The organism is Acinetobacter sp. AOR01_HL (genome assembly GCF_027855455.1).
Classification (GTDB): Bacteria; Pseudomonadota; Gammaproteobacteria; order Pseudomonadales; family Moraxellaceae; genus Acinetobacter; species Acinetobacter baumannii.
Genome location: NZ_JAKTIM010000010.1, coordinates 1 through 14531, shown reverse-complemented (window position 1 = coordinate 14531; position 14531 = coordinate 1). Strand labels below are relative to the sequence as shown.

Below are 14531 nucleotides of genomic sequence, written 5' to 3'. Positions count from 1 at the left end.
GAAATTGAACAAATAAATTTGAGGAAGAATCATGCCTGCATTTTTAACTGATGATTGGTTTGCGACTGTCGAAAAATTAACTGCTGAAGCAGGTGATCTTAATTTGCCACCAGCTCTTGCGAATTTGGCAATTAATTTAGTAGTTACAGATGCTTCTGGAAATACCGAATTAGCGTTAGATGGGGGTAAAATCCAAAAAGGTTTGTCTTCAAATGCCAAAACTACATTAAACATGGATGCTGAAACTTTACGTAAAGTATTCCTAGAGTTTGATATGGCAGCTGCTATGCAGGCATTCATGACTGGTAAAATAAAAGTTCAAGGCGATATGTCTCAGTTAATGGCTTTACAAACAGCTAAACCAAGCCAAGAACAAAAAGATTTGTTCAAAAAAGTATTAGAGCAAACCGCTTAAACTGAAAAAGAATTCATATAAAAAGCTTACCCGAGAGGTAAGCTTTTTATTTATACAAACAATGAATTTATCAACTTTTAGATGATAAAAACTAGATATTAATTCGCGTTTGTGCCGTTTTAATGTGCTCAAGATAAGCACGTATACGAGTCACATACTGAACCGCTTGTTTGTATCGACCATTGCGAGTTTTGTTACTCTGCAAATAATTATAGAGATTAACCCATTGGTTCGGGTCTTTCCCTTGGGCTTGCAAACGCTTTTGAATCTGGTTCACCGCACCCGGTCCCATATTGTAAGCCACAAGTGCATACCAGTTGCGATCTGGGAAAGGAATATCATCATACTCACTTAACATGAGATCATAATATTTCGCACCGCCCTGAATACTCTGTGCTGGATCATTACGGTTACTCACACCCATTGCCCGAGCTGTACTATTGGTTAACATCATTAACCCACGTACACCTGTTGGTGAAACAGACTCCGGTTTTAGGTACGATTCTTGATAACCAATCGCTGCAAGCAAATGCCAGTCTAAATCGTACTGAGCAGCACTTTGTTTAAAGCTTGCTTTGTAAATCGGTATACGTGCACTTAAGTCACGTTGAATCGTAGACCAAGCTTCTGGTTTTACAACATTACGGTTATAAAAAGAAGCAAGTTGCTGAGTTAGGCCATTTTGTTTGCTTTGACAAACAAAACCACTTGCTGTTTGTGTAAGCGGGTCATCTGCTTGTTTAAACACCCAGCTTAGATTCGGATTTAATCCATTTTTTTGCAAATTTACGATATCACCACAACTTGCAGAAAAAGACATTAAACCTTTGTTCTCGATTGAACTTAAGCTTGCGGTTGTCATGGCAAGATTTGCTTTACCTTGCTGAACCCACTTAAGCGCCGTGGCATTATCTGTTACGATTTTGAAGTCCAACTTTACATTTAAGCTTTGTGCATAGTTACGCGCTAAGTCATAACCGAAGCCGTGTAAAAACTGGTCTTCTTTAAAAACAGTCGTTGGGCTTTCTACAGCAACCACTGTTAATGTGTTTGTGTTAACTACAGTATTGTACTGTAGGGTTTTTCCTGCATTGATACTATGAAAGGGAAAAAACATAGTGCTGAGCGCAAGAACTTTCAATGGGAGAGAAGAAAATAAAGAGCTAAGGCCAAGCCTCGACCCAGAACTTGAATTACTGTGCATGTTGTCTCCGCTACAGGTAATTTATGCCCTAAAAGTCAGACAAAAAGCTGCCATAACTTCTAAAAGTTGATAAATTCAATAAGGGGTGGGCAGTCATGACGTCATTCAAAATGACATGAAATGAAAAAAGCAAACTGTGTAGAAAATCTACATAGTTTTTGAGTGGGTTAAAAAATACTCAACATTTAAGATGCGCGCATCATAATATTGATAAAAAGTATTGTCAAATTTTGTACAATTAAATATCCGATATATCATCATAACAACATGAATTTATTAAGGAAGAAAATTTATACACTTCTGATGTGAGAAAATAGGGTATAAAATGCTACATCTTGTAACCCTTATGTTGTTAATCAGTGGTTTTTAATCATGAAATCTAACTTAATCACTCGGTCAGGCCATGACAAATTAGTTGCTGAATTAAAACAACTTTGGCATGAAGAAAGACCGGAAATTACGAAAAAAGTAAATTGGGCTGCAAGCCTCGGTGACCGTAGTGAGAATGCAGATTATCAATATAACAAGCAGCTCCTTAGAAAAATTGATCGACGAGTACGCTACTTAGGAAAGCGTTTAGAAGAGTTAAAAATTGTTGATTACTCACCTGAGCAAGAAGGCAAAGTTTACTTTGGTGCTTGGGTCGACATTGAAAATGAAGAAGGGGAGCAAAAAACTTTACGAATTGTCGGGGTAGATGAAATTTATGATCACCATCCTCAGCATATTTCAATTGAGTCACCTATGGCACGTGCACTCTTGAGTAAAGAAGTCGATGATGAAGTAGAAGTACACACGCCTCTGGGCAAAAAGCTGTGGTATATCAATGCAATTCGCTATGAAAAACCTAAAAATGATGAAATTTAGATAGATTTGTTTTTATTTTGAGCGTTTGAATTAAAAATTAAATAAAAGATTTGCCAACTTGCATTTTTGTTTATATTATAGCGCTCGTTGGAAGCGTGGCAGAGCGGTTTAATGCACCGGTCTTGAAAACCGACGAGGGTGTGAGTCCTCCGTGAGTTCGAATCTCACCGCTTCCGCCAAATTCAAGTTTCTGACACTGTTTAACACTATATAAGTTTATGATTTATAAGGTTAAAGTTGGAAATATACGATATGACAAGCCGTGACGCACTACGCCAATCGGTAGTTATAAAGTAGTAAAAAATGCAGTAAGATTATTTCTTACTGCATTTTTTTATGTCTGAATTATGGCGACTCGTGGAATCAATAAGCTTAGTGCTTTACAAGTTAAAAAAGCTAAACCTGATCCTGACAAGATGTATAAGCTGTCTGATGGGGGAAACCTGTACCTGCGTATTGATCAGAGTGGTAGCAAGTACTGGATATTCAATTACACACGTCCATTTTTAGCCAAACGTAATGATTTATCTTTAGGTACTTATCCTGAAGTTTCACTGGATGATGCTCGCACTATTCGTGATGAATATAAGAAGCTCATTAAGCAGGGCATCGATCCAGCAATGGAGCGGATTGAAACCAAGTCCCAGAAACAGAAAGAAGCAGAAAATACCTTTCGTATTGTTGCTGAAGCATGGCTATATAAACGTGAGCTAGAGCAAAAACAGGATGAAGAGACGATCCGTCGTTTAAAGCACGATGTCTATCCCTATATTGGTGATTTAACCTTTCCACAGCTTACCTTGGAAATTCTTGAGATTAAGGTCTTTAAACGCATTATTGAACGTGGTGCATTGTCAGTTGCCAAACGCCTAAAATCGGACTTGAACCAGATATTTAAGTCAGCACGTAAAAAGAAGCTGATTCAATACAATCCTATTGAGGATATTGAACTGCCCAAACCACAGGGTGGGAACTTTGCAGCCGTGACAGAGGAGCAGGAACTAGCTCCAATGCTCAATAAAATTTGGAACTACTCCAAACTTTATCCACGTTGTTCACATATCACACAAGTGGCGTTAAAAATCTCCGTGTTGACCTTTCAGCGACCTGGGGAGATACGCAAGCTGAAAAAGGAGTATTTCTATTGTGAAGAAAGATGCTTTAAATTTACAGCTAGTAAAACCAAGCAGCTTCATATTGTACCATTGTCAGATCAGGCCTTTGACTTAATTGATTCAATTATTGATCTGCACCCATACAGTGAATACATTTTCGTGGGTCGGGATGGTAAAACTTTTATTTCTGATAATACGATTAACTCAGCGTTAAAACGCTTGGGCTATGCTGGGAAGCAAACGGCACATGGATTACGTGCAACCGCACGAACCATGTTGGATGAAATATTAGAACAACGTGTAGACTTTATTGAGCATCAATTGGCACATAAAGTAAAAGATAATAATGGTACAGCCTACAATCGAACCAAATTTTTAAACAATCGTCGGGAGATGATGCAGGAGTGGGCGAATTACCTAGAATCATTGCTGGATCAGCAACAGTAAAAAGATGAAAATCCAATGATAAAAAAATAGCCTGTCAAACGACAGGCTATTTAATTTATGCTGCTTTAAGCTCTTTGAGTTCAAGCCATTCAATAATCTGGCTTTCAGCCCATGTGGGCATACTTGCTGTTAAATAGGTAGGTTCAGGAAAATCACCCCGACGAATCATTTTCCAGAAGGTGGATTCTGCAATATTCAATATCCCTTTGGTTGCAGGCTTATAAGATAGCTTTCGTCTGCGACCACCACGATCTACATAGTCCTTGGCAGGGCGTTCAGGGTAGTTGACTAAGTCTTTGACACGATAATGCTGTTCTATCATTTTCCACCTCTAGGATTTTATACACATAAATATTAACAGTATGAAAGTATTGATATTGAACATTGCATACTTTCATATGGCTCATGATAGACAGTGGTATACAGTGATAAAAGAACAGTGCATAATTATAAAAAAATAGTACTATTATACATTGTTAACATATTGAAATATAATGATATGAGTATTATGAAATTTGAAGACTTAAGCGAACTGGAGCAGGAGCTCTTTGATTGTCTGTTTAATTATTATGAATCCAGCTTTCTACAGAGTGAGGCAAGTGGAAGTATAAAAACAGCTGATGAGCCAGAAAAAAGAATTATCGTTTCTGAGTTAAATGAGATGCAGCGGAAGGTGCTGAACGAGCGACTACACCTTAACGATTTAATTCCGAAAGAAATAAATGAATTTCATCAACTGATTTTAGGTGAGAATACGGTCATTTCACCTATGCAGATATTGGTACTATTAGAACAGCTGGATGTATTAAAAGACGAGTTTGGTACGCTTTCAAATACAATTCAAAAAAAACGTTATAGTGTAATTTTACAGGCTTATCAGGCTTTGGATGAAAATATTTGCACCCAACGCAATTTAAAGATTCTGAAACGAATGAGAGGTATTCGTGCAGTCAAAGTTCGTAATGATAAGAATGTATACCCACGCCATCAAATTCTGTATCGGGTTTTAAGGGATGAAGCTCATAAAAATGGTCGGTGGGAGAATTTATCACAGGCGGTAAAATCAATTTTGCCAATACTTAGACTTGAATATCAAAAAAATAATCTGGTCTGGATTCAGAATGAAATAGATTCTAAGCTGGCATTGATTGAAGAATTGGAAAAGGGACGACTCATTAATTCCCATAATAAACAGAATGAAAATTATCATGGAAAGGTTTATCAGAATCGTAAATATCAGAACAGGATCGACAAACTTCAGTTAGAAATAAACGAATTAATCATTGCTCAGAAGTCAACTGACCCTGCTTTGCTGCTGGGGAAAAAAATACCCTATAACACCATTTATAATGATGAAAGTATTCTTCACCACTTAAGAGATTGTCCTGAACTGTTACAGGATATTCTTATTCAAAAGTGATAAGAAGTACTCAAAAAAACAATCATCAACTTATTCATTACCAAAAGTATCAGAAGCAATTTGATCAACGGATAGGTGCCTGATTTGCTCTAGCTGAATATTTTTCTGTATTTCCTTTAAAAACTGGAGTTTTAATTTCTGAATTTCACTGGCGTCCTGAAGGGGGCTATTGGTTAATTCATTAATGGTAATTTTACTATTGATTAATTCATTAATGAGATACTTCTGGATAACTTCATCCTGTTTGCGTACCTGAAGCTGTTTAATATAAAGCATTTTATCAAGGGCTTTGATGCGTTGGTTCAATTCCTCAATAATCATGTCTTTTTCATTTAATTTTTGCTTATAGGGTAGAGGGAGCGTTTGCTTTGTCTCATACGTATTCATCAGGAATTCTAGACACTCTGCCTCAGTTTTAAGTTTGAGTTTTTCAGTCAATGTCTCCATTTTTTTTGCTGTATGTGAGGTTAGATAAAATTGCTTTCTCACATTCGCATGATTTTTCTTGGAATATTTGAAATTTCTGAATCTATTTTTCAGATCGGAAAAATATTTTTCATTGAGTAAAAGTACCCATTGATTCGTTATTTCTGCTACGAGTAATGGGTGGATCATGGTTTCGATGGGCTGAATTTGCAATCGTCCATCAGGAAGCTGGACTATCTGCAGTAGTGCCTGTTCTTTGTTACATTCGTGCTCTAAAAACAAGGATTTTAATGTCTGATCTTTATCAAGCCATTGTTGCAATGTCAGTTGTTTTCTTGCCATTTTGATGTTCTATGATGTTTGAAATTCTAATATGATTATAGATTTTAATTAAGGTGGAATAAACATTTCTAAATACGTTTAGTAAATGTTTATTTGTTTTAAATTTATTTTATAGTAAATATTTGTGCCTATCTAAAAATAATTCTAAAATTTACTAATAGCAATGTTGAATGAATAAAAATGTATGGATGAAATGACAGAAGAGCATAAGCAGCTCATTTTTAATTTTAATGAGTTATCACCACATAGATTAAGTTCCTACGCTAGACTGGTGCTGATTAAATTTATTAGTCTCTTTGGTACACAAAAAACCAACGATTCATTGTTGGAATTGTCTGAAAAGATAGGTGTGCAACATAAAAAATTAAAACTGGTATTGGAGGAGTTATCAGGCTTTGAGATATTGGAGTTTTCATATCCAGAAACAGGTCGGCGGGCAAGAGTTACAACCATACAGCTGAATTTAGATTATTTAAATCAGCTATTGAGTAAAGTTAATCAACATGAAACATCCCATCATAGGTATGTCCGCCTTAAGAGAGCGATTAAGCAGTTTGACCTTTTAATGCTTATTTTTATCAAATTATCTCAAGTCAGAGTGACCACTAAAAAGTTTGATTTACTACCCGAACAAAAACTGGATTTTAGGGTATTATTGACGCTATTACACCTGACTCGCTCATGTGATGTTTATGGGGTGATACGTAATATAGGTACAACACAACTGGTTGCTAAAACAGGGTTAAATAAGCAAGCAATATTTGATTCGATCTGCTTTTTGAAAAAAATAGGTTTGCTTCGGGTACATGTGCATGGGACGATCAATAACAAATTTATAAAAAATATAACGCCAATCTACATGTTGAATTTATCTCATGCCTTTTGGGGCAATCATGCTCGGTATGGTCGGTTTTATATATCGGAAGCCAGTGAAAGACATCATTTTGAAATAAAAATGATTGCTGATATTTTTACGGTAATTTCTGAGCAGGTGCAGCCGTTGGATTCTGACAACTCACGCGATCTCAATCATCTTACGGAATTGGTTCTTAAGCGTCTTGATTCAGATATAATCAACATTATTACTGGAACAATGATTGAGCGTATCCAGGCTTCATCACAAGTTCAGGAGACGATTTCTAGTTTCATTAAAGAATGTCTAATTCATTATTTACAATTACAACAATGCCATCAGGAACAAGGAGATTTGACAGTATTTGCAAAAGTGTTCAAACAAGCATCAATCAATAAAAAGAAACAACATATCAAATTGAATGATTTGGATTCAAATTTGACCATGATGCAATGTTATTTTGAATCATGGTGTTGCAGACTGCTTGATCAGCGGGGTTTACGTCAGCAGATTATACAGGGTTCACTGTTATATGGTGTGGATATTTTAAATCGAACTACAATTGAAAAAGATATTTATCCTTTTGTCTTTCAGGAAAAATACCGTTTGGAATTGATTGCAAATCCTGGCTTAATCAAAAAAGGCGACCTAGATGCAGACATTCAAATACAGATTCAGAAGCTGGAGAAGCAGGAGCAACTAGTCATCCTGGAATTCTTATTATTTTGTTTGAATTTGATTGCCAAAAATCAGATTTTACCATTTTTAAAAAGTACACGAAGACTCAGTCATGTAGCAGGCAAGTTTTTTCAAATTATACCAAAAGTCGAGTCGCAGAAAATGTATAGTTGTATCTATGTGCCCGATTCAACACTCACTAAAGATGAGTTTTTTCTGATCGATATGCCTTATCCAATTCGTGAGAAAGAGGATGAATTTTCGAGTGAAGACTGTTTGCTGAAATTCACTGAACCTAGTGTTAATGACATGAAAAAATATGGATTGCTGGATCAGTTTTATACAGGAGGAACTGAATTGCTGAATTAAAAAGTAGCGTAACTTTAGCTTCTGCAACATTCCCATAATTTGGTTATTCTCGCTGTATGGGACAGCGGGGTAATGGTCAGTCTAGACAGGTTTGCTTAACAGGTAATATATATTATTATCTATTAATAATATAAACAATAACTTATATCGTTGATTAAATACAGTGAGTTATTTAGTTAAGTATAGCCCATACTCAAATGGGTTATAGACAATGTATCAATATCAAATCACTAAAAGCATTCTAAATTAACCCTATAGTATGTTCCAAAGTCTCTAAGCATGTTCAGCTAAGCAGGATGACCACAACATCCTGCTTTAGAATCATGATCAGTAAAATTTTACATCTCTCACTTAGATATGAACCTTATGTTTCAGTGAGAACCTAAATGTACCAGAATAATCCATTAGAAAGTGAATCATCCATTCTTATCTCAATCGAAGATTTTATGGTTAGTACATGCCATGAGCAATTTGTTGATGATCATGAAGAATTCAAGCGAGAGCTGTTGGATGCTGTGTGTGCTTTTAAGGTGATTTACAGAGAAGATTTTACTTATTCCAGAATCATTAATGTTTTCAAAAGAGTGATTAATCTCGTAGATTACATTATGGATAAATTGGACTCCCATCTTTATGAAGATATTTTACGATTTGAACTAAACCACATCTTCCATATTCAAGGCATAATTCAACATGAGATGAAAAATACAATACGAGAACAATTCGATTTTCAGCGTCAAGAACAACGTAATCGCTTTAAACTGGAATGCTACCTAAATAAACTGCTTACACACTATGCTAGATTACAGTTTGTTCGAGTAGATATCTCTATTCTTAAAGAATATCAAATCCATTGGGGTATTCAAGACTTTAAGTATGCATTGGATATTCTATGTAATCGTATGTCAAATAAAGATACCTGTTTTAAGCACTTACAAGGTTATGTATGGGCATTAGAGCAGGGTGTAGAAAAAGGCTATCACTGCCATTTATTACTCATCTATGATGGGAATAGTCGTATAGAGGATTCAGGTTTAGCAAAACTGGTGGCTGAGTATTGGAAGCACATCACCAATCAACAGGGTACTCACTACAACTGTAATACCAAAGACAACAAGGAAAAATTTGATAAAAATGGATTGCTTGGGGTTGGAATGATTCATCGTGATCAACCAATACAAGTTACAAATGCGATTCGTGCAGCGATGTACTTGGTCAATCCTGAAAAAGAAGATCAGCGCTTACGGGCTAAAACCTCTCCACAGATGCGGACTTTTGGTACAGGTCAGTTTGAAGTAAAATGGCGCAGAGATATTGAACAAAATGAGTCATTATGATATTAAAAATAGAGAACACGACTATCAGATGTATTCTCTATCTTGTACAGTTTGACATCAAAAAGACAAACTTACATTTCCTTGATCGGTGATTAATTCAGCTTCAAGCACCTGATCACCACGGCATTTCAATAAGTACGATACTGTAGAGCTATAGCTCATTTGCACAGGCATCTTGCTATGAAAGTCAGCGGTGTAATAACCACAACGACCACGATTAATTTTCATGCCTTGTAGAACAAAAGGCTGATTGCTGGTCGATTGAATTTCAAGAATATATTCAATTGCCCCTTGTACATTAAAAGCAGATTGAGATTCTCTAGCACTAATGCGAGCCTTAACATTTAGATCGCTAACTTGTGCAGATTCATTCTCAAGCGGAATGTCAGCAGCTTCCTGAGTGTTGTTTGGATTAAGGTCAGTTTCCATCATGGCTTTCAGCACATCAGGATACTTATTCCATCCACTGATATAAGACTCCGCTTCCTTGACCTCAGCAGGTAAATAGACATGACCATTGTCAATAATCATCTGCATTTCATTGAGTTTAGCTTTAACTGCTTCCTCGGTATAAGGAGCATAGATTGATTGAGTATGCTGAGCAGCATTATTGGTAGGCTCACCTGAAGTATCAGTTTTTGGTGGTTGATTGTTCTGGCTACATGCCATTAACAGGGAACACAAGGCAATGGTGGAAAATAATGATTTCATGATTGCACTCCCTTATAATTTAGGACGAATAACAACAAACCAGACGAATAGTAGAATCAAAATTCCACCAACAATTTTACCGATGACTGGAAACATTACAGCAGGCCACACTAAGCCTTGCCCCAAATTGTAAGTAAATGGCTTGTAGTTATACTGTCCCCAAAAGTGTTGATAGATGGCAAAGAAAAAACCAATCACCAAGTAGCTACTAATCACCCATGTCTTAATATTTGAATTCATTTACTTTCCCCCAATTGCATATTTTGCCAATGCAATAAATAGTCCCATCACGATCATGAAGCTAATGAAGGGTAGACCCAGTACACAAATCACAGCGATGACGCAGATAATGCCTGCAAGTGTTCTCATGGCTACTCCTTCATACACTGATAGGACACATTGACCATATCCATCTGGAAGGATTCAGTTTGTTGAAGGGTGTACAGATTGTTTTTAAGACCATCCTCTCCATATTTATCTTCAAGTTTGTCGTAGATACATGAACAGGTATTGCCATCAATGCCGCCTGTTTTACAACCACTGATAAATTGGCGTTCTGTTTTACTGGCACAACCTGCAATCATCAATGTAAGTGAGATGAGTGCAAGCGAAGTAAGCGTTTTCATCATTTCCCCTAATTTTTTATTGTGTTATTTGATGTGTAATAAATTTTGCTGAATGAACTAAAGTGTAGATGTGACAAAGCTTTCCAAGGCTAGACAGCGTTTAGATTAGTCAAATAAGCAAAAAATTTATGAATGCTGTTAATGCAATAGAGGAATAGAAAATCGTTTTAGGAAAAACAATAAAGATAGAAAAAGTTTAGTCATGGCGACTACTCCTGTATGTATTAAGAAGCTCTACCAACTTACTGCTAAATAATGGTGGCAGAACGAAAAGGGGTTAGCAGACTGGACATACAGAACCAGCACGCGCGGACGCGTCCCCCTCCCGTTCTACCGCAAAGGGGGACGAGAAGGTTTTACGCATAAGAGATACTCAGAAGAATAAACCCTGATGCGCTGTATGAAACGGTCTGCTAAAACCGACTGACAATGTAGGCCAGCAGTTGAATGATAAAATTAAGGATGGGTTTAGTCAATTCAGCTAATGAAAATATATAAATAAATCAATAATTTTATTATTTTTAATACACTAGTACTTTTTCAATTTTAAGTAATATAATTCTGATGTCTAAAATAGTAAATTATCTGAAAATTCAAAAAATTAGGGGGATATATGAATTTTAAATTACTTAAAGTACGACTAGATAGAATTAAAACTCAAAAACATACACTTACTCCAGAAGATATGTTGATGTTAGTTACTCAAGAAAAAGCTGATCTTAATTCGGGGTTTTTCTCTCGCTTATTTAGTGTGACTATTCCACAAAAATGGGAATTTTCTATCAATTCATCTGAGGAAATTGGCGTTGCTTTAGAATTGGTTGAATTGATTGAAACAGTATTTATCCCTCACTATCAGGGGCATGCAAAAAATTATGCTTGGTTAGAGCAATGTATTTTATTCAAACTCAAGCATCAAGCGTCGATGAATATTTCTGAATTAGTCAGTCGGTATTTATCGAAGATTGAAAAAAGTGAACATTTACAGATTAGTCGAGAGATCTTAAAAATTTTATTTGAGCGTGAGCCTAGCAATGCTGTCATTAAAGCACAGGCGATAGTGTACAAACGTAGTCAAATCTATACTAGCGCTATAGAAAAGTTTGAGTACTATTTTGAGCATTGTTCTTATCAAGAAACATTATATTTTGATTATCTTGAATGTTTAATAATGCGGAAGAATGTTATCTATAATCAGGAAAAAGGAGAGTTTGGTGATTTGCAATATGCTGTATATTTACTTTGCTCTATAGACGATGCGAAAGATAGAGCATTACAAGGGAATCTACTCAATCGTGCTATAACAGCCCTTTTACCAGAAGACGTTATTGCAACTCGTCCTGAAGATACGAATTTCTTAGCTGACATGGGACGTGGGCTAAATAGTTTTAGTAAGGGAGTTGGTACATTTTTTGGAGGGCGTGATTCGCAGATTCCATATAGTGAAGGAATTATTGCGAGTGCACCAAAACTTTTGAAAAATAAAAAAATTGTTGAGTGTCTTAACCAAAATCAAAAAGCACAAAAAGAGCTAGAAAAAATATTATCTGATCAAGGGCTAAAGGTGGGTGTGGGCTTAACGGCATCCGCATATTCTTTAGGATTAATTTGGGATTATGCACATATTGATCCATCTGTATTAGATGCATTGAGCTTTGCATCAAAAGGAAATCCTGAAAACTTAAATACTTTACAAGACATTTCAGCGAATACACTAGATAGTGCAGGAGCAGTGACTCGTTTAACTGGTTATGTTGCTGAACAACAGGTTGCACTGAATTTACAACAACAAGGACATACAGTTGAATTTCCCGATAGCGCAAACCAAGCTGGTTATGATTTGATTGTTGATGGCACACCGATGCAAGTTAAGTGCTCAATGGATGCTGATTATGTATTAAGTCATTTTGATAAGTATCCAGATATTCCAGTGATTGTGAACAGTGAACTTGCAGAGCAGCTAGGTAATCATCCGATGGTGTTAGTGGATACCACTTTAAGCTATGAAGCTGTTCAGGAAACTACTGGTGTAGGACTAGAGCAAGTTTCAGATTTTGCGGATGTAGGAGATATGCTACCAATCCCACTATTAACGATTGGTTTAGCGGCATATCGTAATTATGGTGATTTTAATTCAGGTAAAGTGGATGGCGAGCAATACTTAAAAAATGTTGGCAAAGAAACTGCTGCAATTGCTGGAGGTGCAATGACAGGGTCAATGCTACTCGGCGCATTAGCAGGTCTTGCTACAGGTGGTGTTGGAGTCATTGTTGCGAGTGGTATTGGTGCATATATGGGAGGGGTTGCTGGTTCTACAGGTGCAAATAGTATGAATCGAGAAGCCTTGTGTAATCAGAGAGATATCGTAGTGAAATTACTCATTGAATTCGCAGCGTGGTTCAAGAGCCTGTAAATTATTTTGTGTAAGTTCCATTTTTTATAAATGATCTTTTAATCGATCATCGAACTGAATCGTAAACCAATTCATTGCTAAACGCCAATTTTGAATTGGCATCGTCCATTTCTTCGCAGCATTTGATGTTGCTAAGTAAATGACCTTCTTTACTGAGTCATCAGATGAAAAGATTTTCCTTTTCTTCGTTGAATGGCGTATTACGCTATTCAACGACTCAATCGCATTTGTTGTATAAATTGCATGACGTATTTCGGCTGGATAGCTAAAGATCGTTCGGATATTTTCCCAATTGGCCCGCCAGGATTCTCCAATTTTGGGATACTGGTGATTCCATTGATCACAGAAGATGTCTAGGGATTTTAAAGCATTTTCCTCTGTACTTGCCTGATAAATCGCTTTCAGACCCGACGTAACAGCTTTGTAGTCTTTCCAGCTTACAAATCTCAGGCTATTGCGTACAACATGCACGATACACAGTTGAATATCAGTATGAGGGTAAACAGAGGCTATCGCGTCAGGGAAGCCTTTTAATCCATCTACACAGGCAACAAGAATGTCCTGTACTCCTCGATTTTTTAGCTCTGTCATGACTGACAGCCAGAATTTGGCACCTTCTGTCTGAGCAATCCACATACCCAGTAATTCTTTTTGCCCATCCATATTGATGCCTAAAGCAAGGTATACGGACTTGTTAATCACATTGGAGTGCTGACGGACTTTGACAACAATACAGTCAAGATAGACAACAGGATAAAGGCTATCTAAGGCTCTATTTTGCCACTCAGTCACTTGCTCAATCACAGCATCGGTAACTTTGCTGATGAGAGATGCTGACACATCGGCATCGTACATTTCTTTGAAGAAGGCTACAATTTCCCTATTAGTCATTCCTTTTGCATACAGTGAGAGGATTTGGTCATCCATACTGGTGATGCGTGTTTGGTGCTTTTTGATAATTTGTGGCTCAAATGAACCTTCTCGATCACGGGGAATATCTAAAGCCAGTTGTCCATCTTGAGTTGTAATGGTTTTAGAACTAAACCCATTACGGCTATTTGAGCCTTTCTTGGGCTGATGCTTTTCATAACCGAGATGGTCTGAAAGTTCAGTATTGAGTGCAGTTTCAATCATGAATTTTTTAAAGACTGCTGTCATTTGGTTTAAGTCTTCTGGTGTTTTTAGACCTTTAGCCAATTCGGCAGCCATACTTTTGATTGTTGCTTCATCCATGTGAAGTACCTTTTGTAATTATCCTCTGAAGGATAAATGAAAATTAAGTACTTACACAAAATTTAGAACAGTCCC

14 protein-coding genes, 1 tRNA gene and 1 pseudogene are annotated in these 14531 nt (G+C 36.6%); 8 read left to right on the top strand and 8 right to left on the bottom strand.

Annotated elements, in window-relative coordinates:
• Nucleotides 1-31 precede the first annotated feature (31 nt).
• Nucleotides 32-415: an SCP2 sterol-binding domain-containing protein gene (locus MKL62_RS01480; RefSeq protein WP_001110719.1), complete on the top strand. Its 384-nt coding sequence runs from the start codon at nucleotides 32-34 to the stop codon at nucleotides 413-415.
• Between the two features lie 91 nt (nucleotides 416-506).
• Here the strand turns inward: MKL62_RS01480 and MKL62_RS01475 are convergent, their stop codons facing one another.
• Complete coding sequence (locus MKL62_RS01475) at nucleotides 507-1619, bottom strand: MltF family protein (protein ID WP_001984613.1); 1113 nt, start codon at nucleotides 1617-1619, stop codon at nucleotides 507-509.
• Between the two features lie 372 nt (nucleotides 1620-1991).
• On the opposite strand from MKL62_RS01475, the gene greB reads away from it, so the two are divergent.
• The 3 genes from greB (at nucleotide 1992) to MKL62_RS01460 (ending at nucleotide 4048) form a co-directional block, all read left to right on the top strand.
• The gene (greB, locus tag MKL62_RS01470; RefSeq protein WP_000841361.1) at nucleotides 1992-2486 is read left to right on the top strand and encodes a transcription elongation factor GreB; all 495 of its coding nucleotides are present in this window, start codon (nucleotides 1992-1994) and stop codon (nucleotides 2484-2486) included.
• Between the two features lie 89 nt (nucleotides 2487-2575).
• A tRNA-Ser gene (locus MKL62_RS01465) sits at nucleotides 2576-2665 on the top strand.
• Between the two features lie 168 nt (nucleotides 2666-2833).
• Nucleotides 2834-4048 carry a tyrosine-type recombinase/integrase gene (locus MKL62_RS01460; RefSeq protein ID WP_000235462.1) on the top strand — a complete coding sequence of 405 codons (1215 nt, stop codon included), beginning with the start codon at nucleotides 2834-2836 and terminating at the stop codon, nucleotides 4046-4048.
• Nucleotides 4049-4103: 55 nt separating this feature from the next.
• Here MKL62_RS01460 and MKL62_RS01455 read toward each other — a convergent pair whose 3' ends face one another.
• Nucleotides 4104-4370 (bottom strand): helix-turn-helix transcriptional regulator, encoded by a 267-nt coding sequence (locus MKL62_RS01455; RefSeq protein WP_000572501.1) that lies wholly within the window; start codon nucleotides 4368-4370, stop codon nucleotides 4104-4106.
• Nucleotides 4371-4547: 177 nt separating this feature from the next.
• Here MKL62_RS01455 and MKL62_RS01450 point away from each other — a divergent pair, with 177 nt between their 5' ends.
• A complete protein-coding gene (locus MKL62_RS01450) occupies nucleotides 4548-5468 on the top strand; it encodes a hypothetical protein (protein ID WP_005271772.1) in 921 nt (306 codons plus the stop codon).
• Between the two features lie 30 nt (nucleotides 5469-5498).
• On the opposite strand, the gene MKL62_RS01445 is transcribed toward MKL62_RS01450, so the two are convergent.
• Nucleotides 5499-6236, bottom strand: coding sequence for a hypothetical protein (locus MKL62_RS01445; RefSeq protein WP_005271770.1), 738 nt, complete (start codon nucleotides 6234-6236; stop codon nucleotides 5499-5501).
• A gap of 184 nt (nucleotides 6237-6420) precedes the next feature.
• On the opposite strand from MKL62_RS01445, the gene MKL62_RS01440 reads away from it, so the two are divergent.
• Nucleotides 6421-8136, top strand: coding sequence for a hypothetical protein (locus MKL62_RS01440; protein ID WP_005271769.1), 1716 nt, complete (start codon nucleotides 6421-6423; stop codon nucleotides 8134-8136).
• A gap of 608 nt (nucleotides 8137-8744) precedes the next feature.
• A complete protein-coding gene (locus MKL62_RS01435) occupies nucleotides 8745-9473 on the top strand; it encodes a YagK/YfjJ domain-containing protein (RefSeq protein WP_002041114.1) in 729 nt (242 codons plus the stop codon).
• Nucleotides 9474-9530: 57 nt separating this feature from the next.
• On the opposite strand, the gene MKL62_RS01430 is transcribed toward MKL62_RS01435, so the two are convergent.
• The 4 genes from MKL62_RS01430 to MKL62_RS01415 are packed head-to-tail and all read right to left on the bottom strand — an operon-like array spanning nucleotide 9531 to nucleotide 10810.
• Nucleotides 9531-10184 carry a hypothetical protein gene (locus MKL62_RS01430; RefSeq protein ID WP_000838342.1) on the bottom strand — a complete coding sequence of 218 codons (654 nt, stop codon included), beginning with the start codon at nucleotides 10182-10184 and terminating at the stop codon, nucleotides 9531-9533.
• Between the two features lie 12 nt (nucleotides 10185-10196).
• Nucleotides 10197-10424 carry a hypothetical protein gene (locus MKL62_RS01425; protein WP_005271766.1) on the bottom strand — a complete coding sequence of 76 codons (228 nt, stop codon included), beginning with the start codon at nucleotides 10422-10424 and terminating at the stop codon, nucleotides 10197-10199.
• The gene (locus MKL62_RS01420) at nucleotides 10425-10553 is read right to left on the bottom strand and encodes a hypothetical protein (RefSeq protein ID WP_005271762.1); all 129 of its coding nucleotides are present in this window, start codon (nucleotides 10551-10553) and stop codon (nucleotides 10425-10427) included.
• 2 nt (nucleotides 10554-10555) lie between these two features.
• Nucleotides 10556-10810, bottom strand: coding sequence for a hypothetical protein (locus MKL62_RS01415; protein WP_005271760.1), 255 nt, complete (start codon nucleotides 10808-10810; stop codon nucleotides 10556-10558).
• Between the two features lie 613 nt (nucleotides 10811-11423).
• Here MKL62_RS01415 and MKL62_RS01410 point away from each other — a divergent pair.
• Nucleotides 11424-13211 (top strand): annotated as a pseudogene (locus tag MKL62_RS01410) (glycine zipper family protein); the annotation flags it as partial.
• Between the two features lie 36 nt (nucleotides 13212-13247).
• On the opposite strand, the gene MKL62_RS01405 reads toward MKL62_RS01410, so the two are convergent.
• On the bottom strand, nucleotides 13248-14456 hold the full coding sequence (locus MKL62_RS01405) for an IS256-like element ISAba26 family transposase (protein ID WP_000343018.1): 1209 nt from the start codon (nucleotides 14454-14456) through the stop codon (nucleotides 13248-13250).
• Nucleotides 14457-14531 lie beyond the last annotated feature (75 nt).

Bases quoted from the DNA above. Each gene is read 5' to 3' on its own strand.
- MKL62_RS01480 (WP_001110719.1), top strand. From the start codon at position 32: ATGCCTGCATTTTTAACTGATGATTGGTTTGCGACTGTCGAAAAATTA.
- MKL62_RS01475 (WP_001984613.1), bottom strand. From the start codon at position 1,619: ATGCACAGTAATTCAAGTTCTGGGTCGAGGCTTGGCCTTAGCTCTTTA.
- greB (WP_000841361.1), top strand. From the start codon at position 1,992: ATGAAATCTAACTTAATCACTCGGTCAGGCCATGACAAATTAGTTGCT.
- MKL62_RS01460 (WP_000235462.1), top strand. From the start codon at position 2,834: ATGGCGACTCGTGGAATCAATAAGCTTAGTGCTTTACAAGTTAAAAAA.
- MKL62_RS01455 (WP_000572501.1), bottom strand. From the start codon at position 4,370: ATGATAGAACAGCATTATCGTGTCAAAGACTTAGTCAACTACCCTGAA.
- MKL62_RS01450 (WP_005271772.1), top strand. From the start codon at position 4,548: ATGAGTATTATGAAATTTGAAGACTTAAGCGAACTGGAGCAGGAGCTC.
- MKL62_RS01445 (WP_005271770.1), bottom strand. From the start codon at position 6,236: ATGGCAAGAAAACAACTGACATTGCAACAATGGCTTGATAAAGATCAG.
- MKL62_RS01440 (WP_005271769.1), top strand. From the start codon at position 6,421: ATGGATGAAATGACAGAAGAGCATAAGCAGCTCATTTTTAATTTTAAT.
- MKL62_RS01435 (WP_002041114.1), top strand. From the start codon at position 8,745: ATGGATAAATTGGACTCCCATCTTTATGAAGATATTTTACGATTTGAA.
- MKL62_RS01430 (WP_000838342.1), bottom strand. From the start codon at position 10,184: ATGAAATCATTATTTTCCACCATTGCCTTGTGTTCCCTGTTAATGGCA.
- MKL62_RS01425 (WP_005271766.1), bottom strand. From the start codon at position 10,424: ATGAATTCAAATATTAAGACATGGGTGATTAGTAGCTACTTGGTGATT.
- MKL62_RS01420 (WP_005271762.1), bottom strand. From the start codon at position 10,553: ATGAGAACACTTGCAGGCATTATCTGCGTCATCGCTGTGATTTGTGTA.
- MKL62_RS01415 (WP_005271760.1), bottom strand. From the start codon at position 10,810: ATGAAAACGCTTACTTCGCTTGCACTCATCTCACTTACATTGATGATT.
- MKL62_RS01405 (WP_000343018.1), bottom strand. From the start codon at position 14,456: ATGGATGAAGCAACAATCAAAAGTATGGCTGCCGAATTGGCTAAAGGT.